The following is a 14,837-nucleotide window of genomic DNA, read 5'->3' as shown; positions in this document are numbered from 1 at the left end:
TCATAACTTAGAAACTAGAATTTGGCATTTTCAAAAATTCAATCTCTTCTGGTGTTGACTCTCGACCAAGAACTCCATTGCGATGTGGATAGCGGCCAAAGCGCTCAATGATGGCCATATGCTGATGCATATATTGAAGGGCCATGTCGTTATCTAATTTTTCAAATAGTCTTAATCCCTCTTTTTGAATGGTAAGAGATTCACTGTGCATATAGGGCATGTAGAGAAAGTGTTTCTTTCTAGTCGTAAAACCTTCATCTGTTTTTTGCAAAATGGCCTCCTGAGCTAAAACCAAGGCCATATCATCACTTGCAAAAGAGCGTGCATCACCACGATAGATATTACGAGAAAATTGATCGAGGATAATAATTTCGGCCAAACGACCCAGATGCTCCTCCCTCCATTCAAATAACTCTCCTTTTGCTGCCTTTGTATGAAGTCTGCCAAAGCGCTCTTCAATCTCGCGATCAATTCGAGCATCTTTCATCCACTTTTGCTCTTCAGTAAGCTCATCAAACCAAAAATCAAGTACTTCGTGATACATAAACTCTCCTACTTAATGAAAAATTACCCGATATCTTGTTCAAAATTCGAAATCTAGGTAGAACCTTGTCATGAAACAATTAATCCTTCTAGCGTGTTTATTTACATTAACAAAATCAGTCTTTGCGGCCGTTAGCAAGGATGAGTATGAGCAAGTAAAAACTGCTCTTTACCAAGCTTATAGTGAACTTGCCCCGTCACAAAATGAAGTTTTACAAATTAACTTACCAATTGCAGGTTTACCTGATTCGTATTGGTGGGATATTGATATGATCCATGCCTCATATGTTCAGGCCACAAATCAAGAAGATCAAATTGAACACCGTATTTACTTAATGGGTGGTTTTGGCCGTCTAGCAGGAATGACTCCAGATGGACTTGCATTAACAGCATGCCATGAAATCGGACACGGTATCGGTGGAGCTCCAAAGAAAGATGATCCAATGAATATGGGCTATCACTCTTCAATGGAAGGTCAATCTGATTACTTTGCAACAAAAGACTGCTTGGCGATCGTCTTTAAATACCTTCCAGAATTACGTGAAGTAAAAGAGAAATCAATCTACAAAGATCTATGCTCAAAACAAGATAAGCATGAGTACTTTACTTGTCTAAGACTTCTAACTGCTATGGAAGCAGATCAGGCCTTCTTTAAAAGCAATGGTGATGAAGTAAGTTTTTCGACATACTCTTCAAATGTAGCGACTGAGCTAAATACTGCCCCGTCATTTTATCCTAGTGCCCAATGTCGTTTTGATACGATGATTAACGGAATCTTAGACCTAGAGCGTCCAGAATGTTGGTACCCAGGTGGCGAGAAAAACGGAACATTGCGCTAAATACCTCCTATTTTTCGACATGTTCTCCATTAAATGCTAAGGTGCCCACTATTAGTAGATTTTAACCAAACAAAGGGTATTTAATGGAAACTCATATGGAAAAAGTAAGCTACATTATCGGTCGCCAAATTGGATCTGATTTTGTTGCACAAGGAATGGAAATCAATGCTGAAATTTTCGCAAATGCTGTAGCATCTGCAATGAAAGGTGAAGCAAGCCAACTATCACCAGAAGAAACTCAAAAAACAATGACTGAGTTCCAAGAGCACATGGCAAGACAACTTGCTGAAGCAGCGAACAAGCTAGCTGAAGAAGGTCGTGCATACCTTGAAACTAATAAAGCAGCCGAAGGTGTATCAACAACAGCTTCAGGTCTACAATATAAAGTTCTAGAAGCAGGTTCAGGAGCAACTCCATCTGCAGAGTCTACTGTAGAAGTTCACTACGAAGGTAAACTAATTGATGGAACTGTTTTTGATTCTTCATACCAAAGAGGACAAACAATTCAATTCCCTGTTGGTGGTGTAATTAAGGGTTGGACAGAAGCTCTTCAACTGATGAAAGAGGGAGACTCTTGGGAACTAACAATCCCATCTGAGCTTGCTTATGGTGAGCACGGTGCAGGAGCAAAGATTCCTCCACACTCAACTCTTATTTTCAAAGTACAACTTATCAAAGCAAACGTATAAGTTTCATAGGGGCCAAGTCATTGGCCCTTTTTTCTTAACTCACTCATAACCTTTCTTAACCAAACTTAAACTTCTAAATTGTTAATAAAAAGCTACATTTCCATCCATAACTTATGGGAGGATTCATGAAAAAAGTATTAATCTTTTTGGCAACACTACCATTTTTCTTTAATACTGCTCTTGCAGAAAGAAAAAGCGGAGAAGAAGTAAAATTATCAACAACAGAGACAGTCGGTGCAATGAAGCACACAAAACGTTTTAGAAATTTCTTAAGCGCGGCCAAAATTGCAGGCCTTGATGATATCGTAACAATCGATCACCCGATCACTATCTTTGCACCGAATGATGCAGCATTTGCTAAGTTACCACCTGAAACAGTTGAGTACCTTCTAGCAAATCCACTTGAGCTAAGAAAGCTTTTACTTTATCACATTGGATATGGCCGCCACGAAAAAAGCGATCTTAGACAAAAGAAAGAAGTTAAGACATTCCACGGAAGAGTTATTCTTGTGGATCAAGACAGTGAAGAGTTTATCCTAAACTCAAGTACACTACGTCTTGGAACATTAAAGAAACACGATAGAAATATCATTGTTCATGAAATCAATGAAGTATTACTACCTTCTGAAGAGCTTCCTGCAAACAACTTCCAAACAGTTGAGTATGTTGACCTATCTCGCTACCTTGGTACTTGGTACCAACAAGGTGCATATGACGCCTTCTTTAACCTAAGATGTCAGGGAACAAAAGCAGAGTATAAGCTTAAGCACAACCGCATTAGAGTTAAAAACTCATGTCAGCTAGTTAATGGTGAAGAAAAAGTTGATAAAGCTTATGCAAAAGTAGTGGATAAGATTTCAAATGCAAAACTTAAGGTTAGCTTTGTTCCTCTACTTGGATACTTTGGTGTTGGCGCTGGCGACTACCAAATCATCCACCTCGATGAAGAATATACTGAAGCTATCGTAGCTGATAGAAATAGAAATACGCTCTTCATTTTGACTCGTGACAGAGAAATTGCTGAGTCAAAATATGAAGAATTAGTACAAATTGCTGTAAATCAAGGTTTTAGACCGGAGTATATTAAGAGAACTCCAGTATATGAAGTTGTTGAGCCTGCTGAGCCAACTGAACCGACAGTAGAACCAACTGAGCCTAATGATCATACAGATGGTGACAATCATGACGGTGATCATGATGGGGATATTGTAATTACAGATCCAGTTGAGACTGAAGTAATATTTTAGAAAAAAGAAGGGCCAGATTCTGGCCCTTTTTTATTGAACTCTTACAAGATTTTTACAAACGATGATATTTCTCTCTTTCTTTGGGAAATGGGGAAAGAGATTATATTTTGAATCAAGAGAATCAACCATGAATTTACCATTCTTTTGTTTCTCTAAAACAAGATCATTAAAGCCTGTGAATTCGTCATCATGAAACCAACGAGTCTCAATCCCTGTATACTGACGATAGAGTCTAAACTCATCTGACTTATCTGTTTCTAGCTCGCCTTCAAGCACAAGAGACTTATCTCCTTTTTCAACAGTTGCATGACAGTATCCATCTTCACATTCAATACTAACGGCACAGCCACTAGAGCTCTCATAATTGCCTTCTAATTTTGCGGCAAAAGAATTAAGTGAAACTAGCGCAAGTAATGTTACTAAAGTAATTTTCATTGTGAACCTCATAATTTTTTTTTGAATCTAACAGAAATCAAATTCAAATCATATGAAGTAAGTAAGAAATATTATGGTGATTAGATTTTAAACAAGGGGGCAACGCCCCCTTAAGTAATTGTAATTATAGGGAATACATTTGAACAATGATTACCGCAAAAAAGATTGCTAGAAAAAGGCCAACACAGAAATAGAATCCCCAGACACTTCCCTGCTCTTCATCATTATTATAGTGTTGTTTAACCTTACCTTCATAATCGTATTTCTTTACTTCGACAGAAGTATCTACTGATGTGTTTTCCATACATCCTCCATTGGATTTAAATCAAAAAAATAAAAAATAAAAAGTTATAAATTGATCTAAGACAATGGTGGACTGAGTCCAGAATGAATTCCTTGATAGAATTTTGAATCGAGATTGATATAAGGTAATGAAAAGTGACCAAAGACAGAAATAACTAAATCACTTTCATCATTTTTTAAATGAGAATAATCATCAGGAAAGTCTTCCAAAGACTTGAGCTCTGGCGCCCTTGTTCGATTTTCGATAGAAGAGCTAGTCTCATGATTAAAGTCTAAGAATATTTTTGCACTATCCTCAACATCAATTTGAGTTGAAGATGCACTTGCGATACTTCCAAGAAAGAAGATCCAGCTAAATAGAAGTATTTGCTTAATTTTCAAAGCGCCATAGTCCTCTAACATTTGTTACGCCATTTACGCGCCACTTATCTTTCTTCATTAAGCTGAAAATAACTTCAACTGGCTTAAGCTCATATTGGCCTTCATTGATATTTTTCAAAATAATTGCATTTGTTTCCGCACGATTGGAAACAAGTGGTGGCCTAGTTAATTTCAATAAGGCAATTTGCATATCAAATTTATTATCAAACTCTGGAACAATAATGACAGTTCTTACTGTCGCTCGATTTCCTTCAACTTTGACATCAACCACTTTGAAAGACAGTAAACCTTGAATAGCAGAAAGAACCTCTTTCTTTGTCTTCTTGATATTCTTTTCCCAAGCAACGACATCATTTACAAAACCGCGATAGTCTGCGATCTGCTGCTGACTACCAAAACCAGGATCATAATAATTAAAAGTTTCTTCAAAATTCGCTGAAAAAGTTTCTCTAATAACAGTTTCAACTGTTTGTTCAGGAGTAGGTTTAGAGCAGCTTACGAGTGAAGAAATTAAAATTAGTAGAATTACAAATCGTTTCATTCTAACAGTATACACGCTGGCCTAATTATGGCCTAATCATTTCTTTGTCAAATCTTTGTATTGAGAGAGAAGTCACTAAAACATGGAAAATACTAGAATAAGTATTACTTTTATAAATATGATCCGCAGGAAGTTTCTCCATTAACTCTTTATGGGCAGCTGCTAAATTCGTATACGGCAGCTCTGGAAAGAGGTGGTGAATAGCATGATAATTAAGTCCATTAACAAAGATGAAAAATGAACTTAATCCAGACTCAATTGTCACTGTATCAAGTAAATGCTCCTCCCATGTCATCGCAACAAGACTCTCGTTCGTATAGAGATGATTAAAGAGTGCTCGATACATATTCAGCGTCGAAGAAATCACAACGATTGAAAACCAAATCCATATCGTCTGCAAAGGAAGAACTTCCAGGAAAATCAATAGTCCAATTGCAACTTTATAAAGTACACACATAAGATCATTTCTTACCATGCGAGCAATATCTTTTTTTTCATTTCTTATTGGCCTTTTATAGTCCATCGAAAATGCAAGAGTTGAAATATTCTGATAGACCCATTTCTTTTGTTCTGAATTTAAAAAGATATATGTCAGAGGGAGAATTCCAAAACGGATGACTTGAATGATTGGTAAAGCAACTGAAGCTAAGAACGGCCTTGTTAAGGTTAGGAATCGAAACTCAGAAATATACTTATATTCAGGGTCTCTTTCAGTGCCATATGTTTTCTTACCATGGTGAAACAGATGGGCATCTCCAAGATAGACAGGATAAGCATTAGGCCATCCAAACAGGATATTAAAGGCTGTACGATAGCCTTTTACCTTCTTTGCAATATGACTTACTTCATGAACTAAGATCGTTCCACGATAGATAAAGAAGATAGCAAGAATGAATGTGAAGATATTAAAGTGAAAACAAGTATAAAAGAAAGCACTCCATCCAATTAGAGCATTAGAAAGAAGGTCAAACCAAATCCTACCTTTTTTTAAGGTATGATGGTTCTTTAAGATCTCCTTCATTAACTGAATGTCATCTCTTTTGATAGTTGTCTCTCTCATTATACTTTTCTAGCACATAAGAGAGACATACATAATATAAGAATTGAAAACTTAACTTAAATTAAGTGCTACTTCACACCATTTTTAATTTCTTCAACCACTGATGGATCAAGAAGTGTTGAAGTATCGCCAAAGTTATTGAAGTCATGGGCCGCAATCTTTCTAAGTATTCGACGCATAATTTTTCCAGAGCGAGTTTTTGGAAGTCCTGGAACAATTTGAATTTTATCTGGGCGAGCAACAGCGCCGATTTCTTTTACAACAGTTGCGTTAATAAGCTTTGTTACCTCGGCCTCGTCAGTAAGATTAGTTACAACGTATGCGTAGATCCCCTCACCTTTAACGTCATGTGGAAAACCGACAACAGCACTTTCAGCGATGGCATGATTCTTACCAATAGCATTTTCAATTTCGGCCGTTCCAAAGCGGTGTCCTGAAACATTGATAACATCGTCAACACGTCCAGTGATTCTAAAATATCCTTCAACATCACGTTTTGCGCCATCACCTGAAAAGTAATAGCCTTTGTACGTTCTGAGATAAGCATTCATAAAACGCTCATGATTCTTGTAAACCGTACGTAGCATTCCTGGCCACGGATACTTAATACAAAGCTTTCCTTCGGCCATTGTTTCACCAATTTCATGCCCATTATCATCAACTAACACTGGAACGATTCCCGGAAGAGGAAGAGTTGCCTTACATGGTTTTGTTTTCGTAAGCCCTGCAAGTGGAGAGATTAAAATCCCACCAGTTTCAGTCTGCCACCAAGTATCAACAATTGGGCATTTCTTCTTTCCAATAAATTCATTATACCAATGCCAAGCTTCCGCATTAATTGGCTCACCAACTGAACCTAGAACCTTAAGAGTTGAAAGATCATACTTAGCAGGTACATCATCTCCCGCGGCCATAAGGGCACGAACCGCAGTTGGTGCTGTATAGAAATGTGTTACCTTATTCTTTTCAACAATGTCCCAAAAACGTCCCGCATCTGGATATGTTGGAACACCTTCAAACATCATTGTTGTGGCGCCGTTTAGAAGTGGCCCATAAGTAATATAAGTGTGACCAGTGATCCAACCAATATCGGCAGTACACCAGTACATATCATTTTCTTCTACCTGAAAAACGTTTGCAAAAGTATATGCTGCCCAAACCATATACCCAGCTTGAGTATGAAGAACTCCCTTAGGTGTTCCTGTTGAACCAGAAGTATAAAGAATGAATAATGGATCTTCGGCATCATGCTGAGGTGCCTCGTGTTTGTCTGATGCTTTATCAAAAACATCATGCCACCAAATATCGCGTCCCTCTTTCATGGCCACTTCATTTCCAGCGCGCTTATGAACGATGACAGTTTTTACACTCTTACATGCACTATCTTCTAGGGCCTCATCAACAATAGGCTTAAGCTCTGTCACTTTCGTTCCGCGAAGTCCCCCATCGTTAGTGACAAGAACACTACACTGAGCATCTTCAACTCTTCCAGCAAGTGCTTGTGCAGAAAATCCACCGAAGACAACTGAGTGGATGGCACCAATTCTTGCACAGGCAAGAACAGTAAACATAAGCTCTGGAACCATCGACATATAAATACAAACGCGATCCCCTTTTTTTACGCCAAGCCCTTCTAGCATATTTGCAGTTTTACAAACTTGAGCGTGAAGTTCTTTATATGTAAATTCTTGATTGGCCTCATTTGGATCGTTGGCCACAAAGACCATCGCTTTCTTATCACCCTTCGTTGCAAGATGGCGATCAAGACAATTTTCTGTGATATTTAATTTTGCTCCATGGAACCAACGGATATCTCCGTCTTTAAAATTACCTAGAGTTACTTCATCCCACTTCTTAGAAAATTTAAAATTTTCTGCAATAGATCCCCAGTATTCTGTTGGATTATTTTTGGCCTGCTCATAGGCAGCTTCATATTCTTCGAAAGTCTTTAAACGAATATCCATATTCATTACCTCGCTAAATTACTTATTAATTTTTTATGTCAGAGGTAAATTTTCTCGCAACTTTTAAGATACGTCTAGTACTGGTAAGGATTCTTAACTTCTATTATCTTAGATAGTAAGGCCCTTAAATCATTCATCTGCCCATACCAGTAATTTGGCGATTCAAAATAGCCAAAAGTATACTTAAATGAAGGGTCATCCCAGCGCTTTGCTATCCAGGCACTAAAGTGAATTAGCCTTAATGCACGAAGAGAAGGAATGAGCTTTAGTTGCTCGTATGGAAATGAGCGAATGCTATCGTAGGCTTCTAGAAAGATATTGCGATCAATGACAGACTGTTGGTCATCCCCAGGGCAAATAGGCCAAACATCTTGAACCACTGGGCCCATTACCATATCGTCAAAATCAACAAAGAATGAGTCATCACCTCTTAAGATGATATTACCCTTATGAAAGTCTCCGTGAACTCTTTGATAACTTACATTTTCAAAAAGTGGTTTTGATTCAGCAATGATTTGTTCGCAAATTGTAATGAAGTGCTCGCGAATATCAGTTGGAATATAATTTGTCGAAGCTAAGAACTTTAAGTTAGCGACTCCATACGTCTTAGGAGTAAGCTTAATTCTGTGGTCAGCACTTTTTAAGGCACCAACACTGTGAATACGAGCAAGTGAGCGGCCCATAATTTCAAGCTGCTCGATATTCATCTCTTCAGGGTTTCGTCCCCCTCTCTTTTCATAGAGACAATAGAAAATTTTGTGGTTCGGCATTTCAAAGATAGTTGTGCCGTCAATTTTAAGTGGAGCAATTACAGGAATCTCCGCATCATCTAGATCCTTTATGAAGTCATGCTCATCAATGATCTGATCTTTCGTCCAGCGTCCAGGACGGTAGAACTTGGCCACAATGAAATTATCACTTGGAGACTTAATCTCTGCTTCTGGGCGATCCACCTCAATCTCATAAACGCGGTTTTCAATACTATTTAGTGGTAGGCAGCGCCCTGTTGTCTTAAAACCGACAGCATCAATAGCGTCTAGAATGGCCTCTGGATTCAATTGGAAGAAATATTGGGTTTCTTCACTACCCCATACATAATCAGTCATGTAAAAAATCATATGCTTGCGCACAGTGCCATGGCAATGAAAACCTAGGGTGTTAGAAAGCCTTATACTTAGGAGAGATTATGTACAAATTTGCACTTTTAGCACTTATTTCAACTTTTAGCTTTGCCGCAACTTTTGAATTTGTTGGCCCTTGTAAAAGAGGAGCTCTTTTTAAGACTGAGATGCAGCTTAAAAAAGGTTCAACTGTAGGAAGTGCTACGATTGATCTTCTCAATAATTTTGGTATTGCTTATAAAGGAACTCAAAGAGCAATGAACTCGATCTTTGATACGCCAACAGGACTTGATGCCATGGAAGTCTTAAGTGATACACAAATGAATGCTCACGGTTGGTGCTATTCTGTTAATGGCCAAAGCCCAGAAGTATATCCAGATGAAGTTCCACTAGGAAATGGTGATCATGTGATGTGGTGGTTTGGTTATGCTCACTACGATAGTGGAGAATGGCTAACTCAGTGTGAACCAACTTGGATGCGTGCACCTTCTCAGTTTTGTAACTAAGAAGGTTACCCACTAGCTCGAACAACTTAATGTCGAGCAACCTGGCCTTGATGTGGACCAATCAGGTGCCTTAACAAGAAAAGGTCTTGTGAATTCATTTAACTCATATGGATTAGCAATGGCCTTTTCAAGATTTCTAAGAGATGTCTCATCCCCTTTTTCTAAATCATCTAAAACCATCTGCACAATATAGTTACGCGGAATAAAAGCAGGATTCACTTCATTCATAATTCCAAATGCAATCATTGGATCAATTCTTTGAAGTTTCTGCTCTCTTTGCCATTTAGTGACCCAAGTATTAATTCGTGTAAGATCTGCATCACTTAAGCTTTTATAGAAAGCATCTTGCCAAGAAATATCCTTGCCTTCCATCACACTCATAAGAGTACGGTAGAAAAGAGTCATATCGGCCTGTAGCTCATATTTTAAATCAAAGAGCTCATCGATAAATTCTCGAGAACAAGTTTTAAGTCCTAGTTTCTTTGCCACACTCTCCTGATAGAAGCTGTGAAAATACTCAGGGTATTGATCTAGAGCTTCATCTAAACTTTCAAGGCAAACTGCTTGCAGGGCCTCTTTAAGCTGAGCAAGGTTCCAATATGCAATACTTACTTGATTAATAAAACGGTAGCGTCTTTCTCTAAAGTCCGTCGTATTTGGCGTCCAATTTGGATCGAAGCGATCAAGCCAACCATACGGCCCGTAATCAATTGTTAGTCCTAACATTGAAAGGTTATCAGTATTCATGACACCGTGGACGAAGCCCACACGCATCCACTCACTCATAAGAAATGCACTTCTGCGCACAACTTCTTTAAACATTTGGGCAATGCTCATGCCTGGAAAGTAATTATCAATCGTAAAGTTTACGAGCTCAGTCAACTCTTCTAATTCGTGATTGGCCGCATGGATCTGATAGTGCCCAAAGCGAAGAAAGCTAGGAGCAACTCTTGTGCAAATAGCACCTTTTTCATAAGCAGCATTTCCATCATAGAACATATCACGTAAGACTTGTTCACCTGTTTCAACAAGACATAGTGCTCTGGTTGTTGGAACACCCAAATTATACATGGCCTCCGAACAAATATACTCTCTTAAAGATGAGCGAAGAACTGCCTTACCATCGGCACCTCTTGAATAAGGAGTCAGACCTGCTCCTTTTAGTTGTACTTCAAGTCCTTCATAAAGACCTAAAGTCATGGCACGGCCATCACCTAGCTGGCCGGCCCAGTGACCAAATTGATGACCACCATAGCGAGTTGCAATTGGAGCTGGATTATATGATTCTTGGTTGCCACTTAGCAGAGAAAGCCAAGATGACTTATGTTCTTCAGTTATTCCCATGGCCCTAGCAAGATCCCCAGACCAGCAAAGCTCTTTAGGAGCTGGAGATTTTTCTGGTGTGACACGACTAAAGTGTGCACCAGGAGTTTGTTGTGGACGACCTGTGAGATTTTTAAACTCACGTAGTCCTTTATATGCAGTTTCTAACTTAATCATAGTTACCTAATAATGTGGTGGCTTGAAATCCCTAAGATTATCAAGTGTCAATTGCTCTGCAGAATCCTCTCCTTGATTAGCAAGGAGGTTCCTAATATGTGTGACAAGTTCATCAATGATAAATTCTTGTTTCGTGACAACTTCGTTTAGTTGGCCAAGTAAATGATCTTGGTGACAAAACTTTTCTTCTAATGCGATTATTTTCTTTTCAAGTTCTTCATTATTCATGTCTATAAAATACTACATTACTCAAGTAGCGTCCATTTCTTAGTCGATGAATACTGTAGTTTTGGGCGCTTACAGACGTCAAAAATATTAGGATTTTATTAATAACTCCCCTTCCTTTACATGGTACAATTACTGCCATGAAAAAGAAGTGGAATATTGCCACAAATTTCATCTCCATCCTTCTTATTGGGTTTATTATTTACAAGCAGGCACCTGCTGTACTCAATAACTTTAAAAAAGAAGGAAGCACTCTTACTCCACAAGAGTATGTTGACCTTCGCACAAATCAAAAAGTCGATTTCCCTAGTAAGGATTTAAGAGATAGAAGCCTTGCTATCTTTTGGGCGACATGGTGCGCTCCTTGTAAAGTGGAAATGAAACGACTTCATCAATCTGTTTTGGAGGGCAAGCTCTCGCCAGATCAGATCTATGCCATCAACTCATTTGAAAATGAATCAACAATCAGAAGATTTATCGGTCAATCTCCATACGAGTTTCGCTTTATCTCTTCACCTTACGCAGTAAAAACTCTTGATGTAAAATCAACGCCGACAACAATTCTACTTGAAGGCCCACACGTTAGTTCCATGAGTTCAGGATTAAGCTTTATTGGTATTTGGCGCGCAGAGCAATACCTTGCTAAGAAGTAGAATTCTCGACAAATAGTTCCTCACTAGCTACTATTAACAATACTTTATTATTAAACGAGGATTCTATGGGAAGAAAATGGGCCAATATCGTCAAGAAGAAAGGCGCTCTTGATAAGGCAAAAAGTCAGATTTACACAAAGCTATTATTTGAAGTAACAAAAGCAGTAAAATCAGGTGGCGACGACCCAGGCTCAAACTTTATCCTTAAAATTGCTCTTGATAAGTGTAAGGCAAATAACGTTCCAAAAGATAATATTGATCGTGCCATCAAGAAAGGTCTTGGCGGAGAAGATGATGGATATGAAGAAATCAACTATGAGGGTTATGGGCCAAATGGTGTTGCGGTATTTGTAGAAGCTTCAACAAATAACCCTACTCGTACAATTGCTAACGTAAGAGTTCACTTCAAGAAGGCCGGCGGCTCAATTGGAACAACAGGTACTCTACAATATGTATTTTCTAGAAAGGCGCTTTTTGAAGTTCCAGTTGCAGACCTTGATGAAGATGAATTCACTCTTGAGATGATAGATGCTGGAGCGGAAGATATTGAAGTGGAAGATGGCTACTTTTCAATCACTGGGCCAATGGAAGTATTCGGCTCTATCTCTAAGAAATTAGAAGAGATGGGAATTACTCCAGAAGAAGCGACTCTTGAACAAATTCCACAAACATTCAAAGAAGTTGATGATGAAACGTATTTAACTATAATGAAGATGGTGGATGGCCTTGAAAGTGATGAAGACGTTCTAAAGGTTTACCACAATATTGAATTTGATGAGCGTTTCGAAAGTTTATAATGGATAAAGCAAAACTAACATATACAAATGAACAAGGACGAGAGGTGAAAACCTCTCAGTTCTTAAAAAATCGCGGCTCTTGCTGTAAGACTTCATGTCTTCACTGCCCTTACGGCTTTACCTTAAATAAACACGGTATTCAAAGCCAAGAAATTTCAGTAAATGACATAACGAAGGCCCAGGCCATCGTCGATGCCAACCAACAAGAATCTCTATCTGTTGCCTCTTCTTTAATGGGTGCAGCTTTTGGCGGTAGCAAGCCTAAGAAATTAACAATAACAGAATCAAATTCGTGTGATTTTGCTTTTGTTGAGCTTAAGGGTGAGATTTTTGGCCTTATTGAAAAAGGTGGATTACAGGCCAAGAAGCTCTATCTCAAAGAACAATTTAAAGAGCAAGGTCTCGATCTCGATACAGTAAATTCAGTTATATAGACACTGTTCACTGTTTTTACACGCTCGTCTTTTTTTCAATTTCTCTGTGAAACCTCTGTAATCAATTTATATTGAAGCAGATTAAATGGAGAAAATATGAAGAAGATTACTCTACTTTCAGTAGTGCTCATGGCACTTCTTAGCTCACTGACAACTCAGGCCAGACGAGACGAATCGCCTTTTGAAAGAAGGCAGCGTGAACGTATGGAGGAGCGTCGTAAGCAGAAAGAACTCGAAAAGAGGGCCAATCAAATCAATTGGGGAGCAAATTACCAAGACCTTCTAAACGAGAATTCTCGCTTCTTCAAAAGACTATTTGATCGCTATGAAAATGGAAATATCGTAGGACTTGAGCTCGTTATTGCCTCAAGCTCTTGGTCTAATATTGAAAGTGGCTTTGGCCACACAATGCTACGTTTTGTCGACAATGTAGGAACAGAGGCAGATGACGTTGTTCTAAGCTTCGTTGCAAACGTCGACACTTTAAAGCTTAATTACTTTAAGGGAATTTTTGGTGGCTATCCTGTCTTTCCTCAAGTGAAAAGTCTTCGTATGTTTATGGATGAATACAATAACAAGCAAAGACGTGACCTTGATCGCTACATCATAATTTCTAATGAAGAAATTAGAAGTAATATCATTAGAGAACTTAAAACTCAGTGGGAACAAGTTACTAAGCACAGAGTAGAAACTCAAAAGTCGGTACTTCAAAATACCCTTGATGAATTGAATAAGTTTTCAACTGAAAAGTATGGCCAAGGTAATTATGGAATCCTTCCGCTACGCTCAGGTACAGGTTCGGTATTTGCCCTAACACCCGTTCCAAATAATCTGACTTCAACATTTAAGACAACTGTCGAAGAAGTTTTTCCTGTTAAATATGAACTACCTGAAAGTAGTGAATTAGGAGACTACACTTTCTTCTCTAATAATTGTGCTGGAGCACTTGTTAATTTTCTAAAGCAAGTTGGTTATCCATATCATAAGAAGATGGGCTTTAAAGGACGTATTCCTCTCGCTCTTCCAGATTATTTGCAAAGGGCCTTAATTAACCCATACCCTATTATTAAGATTCACTCTCTAAGAGAGCTTAAAGATAAAGTCGCTAATATTCTTGAGTTAAAAGATGAGACATATCTGCAATACGATATCGACACAGCTCAAGTAAAGAAACTACAGAAAAAACTTAGCCTTAATGAGTTTAGAAAACTTAATGAAATCGCAACTCTTGATTTAGAAGCTTTCAAGTATTATGCATCTCAAATTCAAGAAACGAAGGCCATTTCATTTGACGAGCTTCATGGCATTACTAAAGCACCAGATGCACTTTATGAAATATGCAATAACTCTAAATGTGAACAAGATGTGATTAAAGGACTAGAAGAGTTTTACGGGACAGGTAGCTTTTCTAAGATCAAAGAGATTAATAAAGAGAAATCTCTAAAGTCCATCACAAGATGGAAGCGAGATCACGACACAAAAAGAAGAGAGAGGGTCATCACTCGCCCTTACAAAGGTTTATTAGTTAATAAGAAAATATTAGATCATCAAAAGAGATTCTACCTACTCGATTCGAGGTGGTAGAAATAGGAGAATTCA

At 38.3% G+C, this 14,837-nt stretch carries 18 protein-coding genes; 8 read left to right on the top strand and 10 right to left on the bottom strand.

Annotation, left to right across the window (positions count from 1 at the left end; all coding sequences use genetic code 11):
• Positions 1-7: 7 nt before the first annotated feature.
• The gene (locus ABMA70_RS14345) at positions 8-544 is read right to left on the bottom strand and encodes a DUF924 family protein (RefSeq protein ID WP_103218092.1); all 537 of its coding nucleotides are present in this window, start codon (positions 542-544) and stop codon (positions 8-10) included.
• Between the two features lie 70 nt (positions 545-614).
• Here ABMA70_RS14345 and ABMA70_RS14340 point away from each other — a divergent pair, with 70 nt between their 5' ends.
• From ABMA70_RS14340 to ABMA70_RS14330, 3 genes are all read left to right on the top strand, one after another.
• Positions 615-1,382: a hypothetical protein gene (locus ABMA70_RS14340; RefSeq protein ID WP_392992547.1), complete on the top strand. Its 768-nt coding sequence runs from the start codon at positions 615-617 to the stop codon at positions 1,380-1,382.
• 83 nt (positions 1,383-1,465) lie between these two features.
• Positions 1,466-2,071, top strand: coding sequence for an FKBP-type peptidyl-prolyl cis-trans isomerase (locus ABMA70_RS14335; RefSeq protein ID WP_103218094.1), 606 nt, complete (start codon positions 1,466-1,468; stop codon positions 2,069-2,071).
• Between the two features lie 125 nt (positions 2,072-2,196).
• Entirely contained in the window at positions 2,197-3,318 is a 1,122-nt protein-coding gene (locus tag ABMA70_RS14330) for a lipocalin family protein (RefSeq protein ID WP_158246875.1), read from the top strand.
• A 30-nt stretch (positions 3,319-3,348) separates the two neighbouring features.
• Here the strand turns inward: ABMA70_RS14330 and ABMA70_RS14325 are convergent, their stop codons facing one another.
• The 7 genes from ABMA70_RS14325 to ABMA70_RS14295 form a co-directional block, all read right to left on the bottom strand.
• Positions 3,349-3,753, bottom strand: coding sequence for a hypothetical protein (locus ABMA70_RS14325; protein ID WP_103218096.1), 405 nt, complete (start codon positions 3,751-3,753; stop codon positions 3,349-3,351).
• 124 nt (positions 3,754-3,877) lie between these two features.
• Positions 3,878-4,057, bottom strand: coding sequence for a hypothetical protein (locus ABMA70_RS14320; protein WP_103218097.1), 180 nt, complete (start codon positions 4,055-4,057; stop codon positions 3,878-3,880).
• Between the two features lie 56 nt (positions 4,058-4,113).
• On the bottom strand, positions 4,114-4,437 hold the full coding sequence (locus ABMA70_RS14315; protein WP_146037858.1) for a hypothetical protein: 324 nt from the start codon (positions 4,435-4,437) through the stop codon (positions 4,114-4,116).
• The gene (locus tag ABMA70_RS14310) at positions 4,427-4,978 is read right to left on the bottom strand and encodes a hypothetical protein (protein WP_392992550.1); all 552 of its coding nucleotides are present in this window, start codon (positions 4,976-4,978) and stop codon (positions 4,427-4,429) included. The genes ABMA70_RS14315 and ABMA70_RS14310 overlap by 11 nt, the downstream gene beginning before the upstream one ends.
• A 25-nt stretch (positions 4,979-5,003) precedes the next feature.
• Positions 5,004-6,038, bottom strand: a complete 1,035-nt coding sequence (locus ABMA70_RS14305) for a fatty acid desaturase family protein (RefSeq protein ID WP_392992551.1) — start codon at positions 6,036-6,038, stop codon at positions 5,004-5,006.
• 68 nt (positions 6,039-6,106) lie between these two features.
• Positions 6,107-8,002: an acetate--CoA ligase gene (gene acs, locus ABMA70_RS14300; RefSeq protein WP_392992552.1), complete on the bottom strand. Its 1,896-nt coding sequence runs from the start codon at positions 8,000-8,002 to the stop codon at positions 6,107-6,109.
• A 74-nt stretch (positions 8,003-8,076) separates the two neighbouring features.
• The gene (locus tag ABMA70_RS14295; protein WP_392992554.1) at positions 8,077-9,108 is read right to left on the bottom strand and encodes a serine/threonine protein kinase; all 1,032 of its coding nucleotides are present in this window, start codon (positions 9,106-9,108) and stop codon (positions 8,077-8,079) included.
• Between the two features lie 80 nt (positions 9,109-9,188).
• On the opposite strand from ABMA70_RS14295, the gene ABMA70_RS14290 reads away from it, so the two are divergent.
• Positions 9,189-9,629: a DUF4430 domain-containing protein gene (locus tag ABMA70_RS14290; protein WP_392992556.1), complete on the top strand. Its 441-nt coding sequence runs from the start codon at positions 9,189-9,191 to the stop codon at positions 9,627-9,629.
• A gap of 12 nt (positions 9,630-9,641) precedes the next feature.
• Here the strand turns inward: ABMA70_RS14290 and ABMA70_RS14285 are convergent, their stop codons facing one another.
• Both ABMA70_RS14285 and ABMA70_RS14280 read right to left on the bottom strand, forming a co-directional pair.
• Positions 9,642-11,129, bottom strand: coding sequence for a YdiU family protein (locus tag ABMA70_RS14285; protein ID WP_392992558.1), 1,488 nt, complete (start codon positions 11,127-11,129; stop codon positions 9,642-9,644).
• A gap of 6 nt (positions 11,130-11,135) precedes the next feature.
• Positions 11,136-11,357: a SlyX family protein gene (locus tag ABMA70_RS14280; RefSeq protein ID WP_103218105.1), complete on the bottom strand. Its 222-nt coding sequence runs from the start codon at positions 11,355-11,357 to the stop codon at positions 11,136-11,138.
• Between the two features lie 137 nt (positions 11,358-11,494).
• On the opposite strand from ABMA70_RS14280, the gene ABMA70_RS14275 reads away from it, so the two are divergent.
• The 4 genes from ABMA70_RS14275 (at position 11,495) to ABMA70_RS14260 (ending at position 14,822) form a co-directional block, all read left to right on the top strand.
• Complete coding sequence (locus ABMA70_RS14275; RefSeq protein ID WP_103218106.1) at positions 11,495-12,007, top strand: TlpA disulfide reductase family protein; 513 nt, start codon at positions 11,495-11,497, stop codon at positions 12,005-12,007.
• 65 nt (positions 12,008-12,072) lie between these two features.
• The gene (locus ABMA70_RS14270; protein WP_103218107.1) at positions 12,073-12,804 is read left to right on the top strand and encodes a YebC/PmpR family DNA-binding transcriptional regulator; all 732 of its coding nucleotides are present in this window, start codon (positions 12,073-12,075) and stop codon (positions 12,802-12,804) included.
• Positions 12,804-13,238: a DUF5522 domain-containing protein gene (locus tag ABMA70_RS14265; RefSeq protein WP_103218108.1), complete on the top strand. Its 435-nt coding sequence runs from the start codon at positions 12,804-12,806 to the stop codon at positions 13,236-13,238. Before ABMA70_RS14270 ends, ABMA70_RS14265 begins: the two co-directional genes overlap by 1 nt.
• A 96-nt stretch (positions 13,239-13,334) precedes the next feature.
• On the top strand, positions 13,335-14,822 hold the full coding sequence (locus ABMA70_RS14260; protein ID WP_392992561.1) for a DUF4105 domain-containing protein: 1,488 nt from the start codon (positions 13,335-13,337) through the stop codon (positions 14,820-14,822).
• Positions 14,823-14,837: the final 15 nt, after the last annotated feature.

It is taken from the genome of Halobacteriovorax sp. XZX-3 (assembly GCF_043196495.1).
In the GTDB taxonomy this organism is placed as follows: domain Bacteria; phylum Bdellovibrionota; class Bacteriovoracia; order Bacteriovoracales; family Bacteriovoracaceae; genus Halobacteriovorax_A.
Note: the sequence above shows the minus strand (reverse complement) of the source record. Positions and strands in the feature narration are given on the sequence as shown.

What these genes read in the sequence shown, in the direction of transcription:
- ABMA70_RS14260 (WP_392992561.1), top strand. Translation starts at nt 13,335, where the DNA reads ATGAAGAAGATTACTCTACTTTCAGTAGTGCTCATGGCACTTCTTAGC.
- ABMA70_RS14275 (WP_103218106.1), top strand. Translation starts at nt 11,495, where the DNA reads ATGAAAAAGAAGTGGAATATTGCCACAAATTTCATCTCCATCCTTCTT.
- ABMA70_RS14335 (WP_103218094.1), top strand. Translation starts at nt 1,466, where the DNA reads ATGGAAACTCATATGGAAAAAGTAAGCTACATTATCGGTCGCCAAATT.
- ABMA70_RS14270 (WP_103218107.1), top strand. Translation starts at nt 12,073, where the DNA reads ATGGGAAGAAAATGGGCCAATATCGTCAAGAAGAAAGGCGCTCTTGAT.
- ABMA70_RS14330 (WP_158246875.1), top strand. Translation starts at nt 2,197, where the DNA reads ATGAAAAAAGTATTAATCTTTTTGGCAACACTACCATTTTTCTTTAAT.
- ABMA70_RS14320 (WP_103218097.1), bottom strand. Translation starts at nt 4,057, where the DNA reads ATGGAAAACACATCAGTAGATACTTCTGTCGAAGTAAAGAAATACGAT.
- ABMA70_RS14310 (WP_392992550.1), bottom strand. Translation starts at nt 4,978, where the DNA reads ATGAAACGATTTGTAATTCTACTAATTTTAATTTCTTCACTCGTAAGC.
- ABMA70_RS14295 (WP_392992554.1), bottom strand. Translation starts at nt 9,108, where the DNA reads ATGACTGATTATGTATGGGGTAGTGAAGAAACCCAATATTTCTTCCAA.
- ABMA70_RS14265 (WP_103218108.1), top strand. Translation starts at nt 12,804, where the DNA reads ATGGATAAAGCAAAACTAACATATACAAATGAACAAGGACGAGAGGTG.
- ABMA70_RS14290 (WP_392992556.1), top strand. Translation starts at nt 9,189, where the DNA reads ATGTACAAATTTGCACTTTTAGCACTTATTTCAACTTTTAGCTTTGCC.
- ABMA70_RS14340 (WP_392992547.1), top strand. Translation starts at nt 615, where the DNA reads ATGAAACAATTAATCCTTCTAGCGTGTTTATTTACATTAACAAAATCA.
- ABMA70_RS14345 (WP_103218092.1), bottom strand. Translation starts at nt 544, where the DNA reads ATGTATCACGAAGTACTTGATTTTTGGTTTGATGAGCTTACTGAAGAG.
- ABMA70_RS14325 (WP_103218096.1), bottom strand. Translation starts at nt 3,753, where the DNA reads ATGAAAATTACTTTAGTAACATTACTTGCGCTAGTTTCACTTAATTCT.
- ABMA70_RS14285 (WP_392992558.1), bottom strand. Translation starts at nt 11,129, where the DNA reads ATGATTAAGTTAGAAACTGCATATAAAGGACTACGTGAGTTTAAAAAT.
- ABMA70_RS14280 (WP_103218105.1), bottom strand. Translation starts at nt 11,357, where the DNA reads ATGAATAATGAAGAACTTGAAAAGAAAATAATCGCATTAGAAGAAAAG.
- ABMA70_RS14305 (WP_392992551.1), bottom strand. Translation starts at nt 6,038, where the DNA reads ATGAGAGAGACAACTATCAAAAGAGATGACATTCAGTTAATGAAGGAG.
- acs (WP_392992552.1), bottom strand. Translation starts at nt 8,002, where the DNA reads ATGGATATTCGTTTAAAGACTTTCGAAGAATATGAAGCTGCCTATGAG.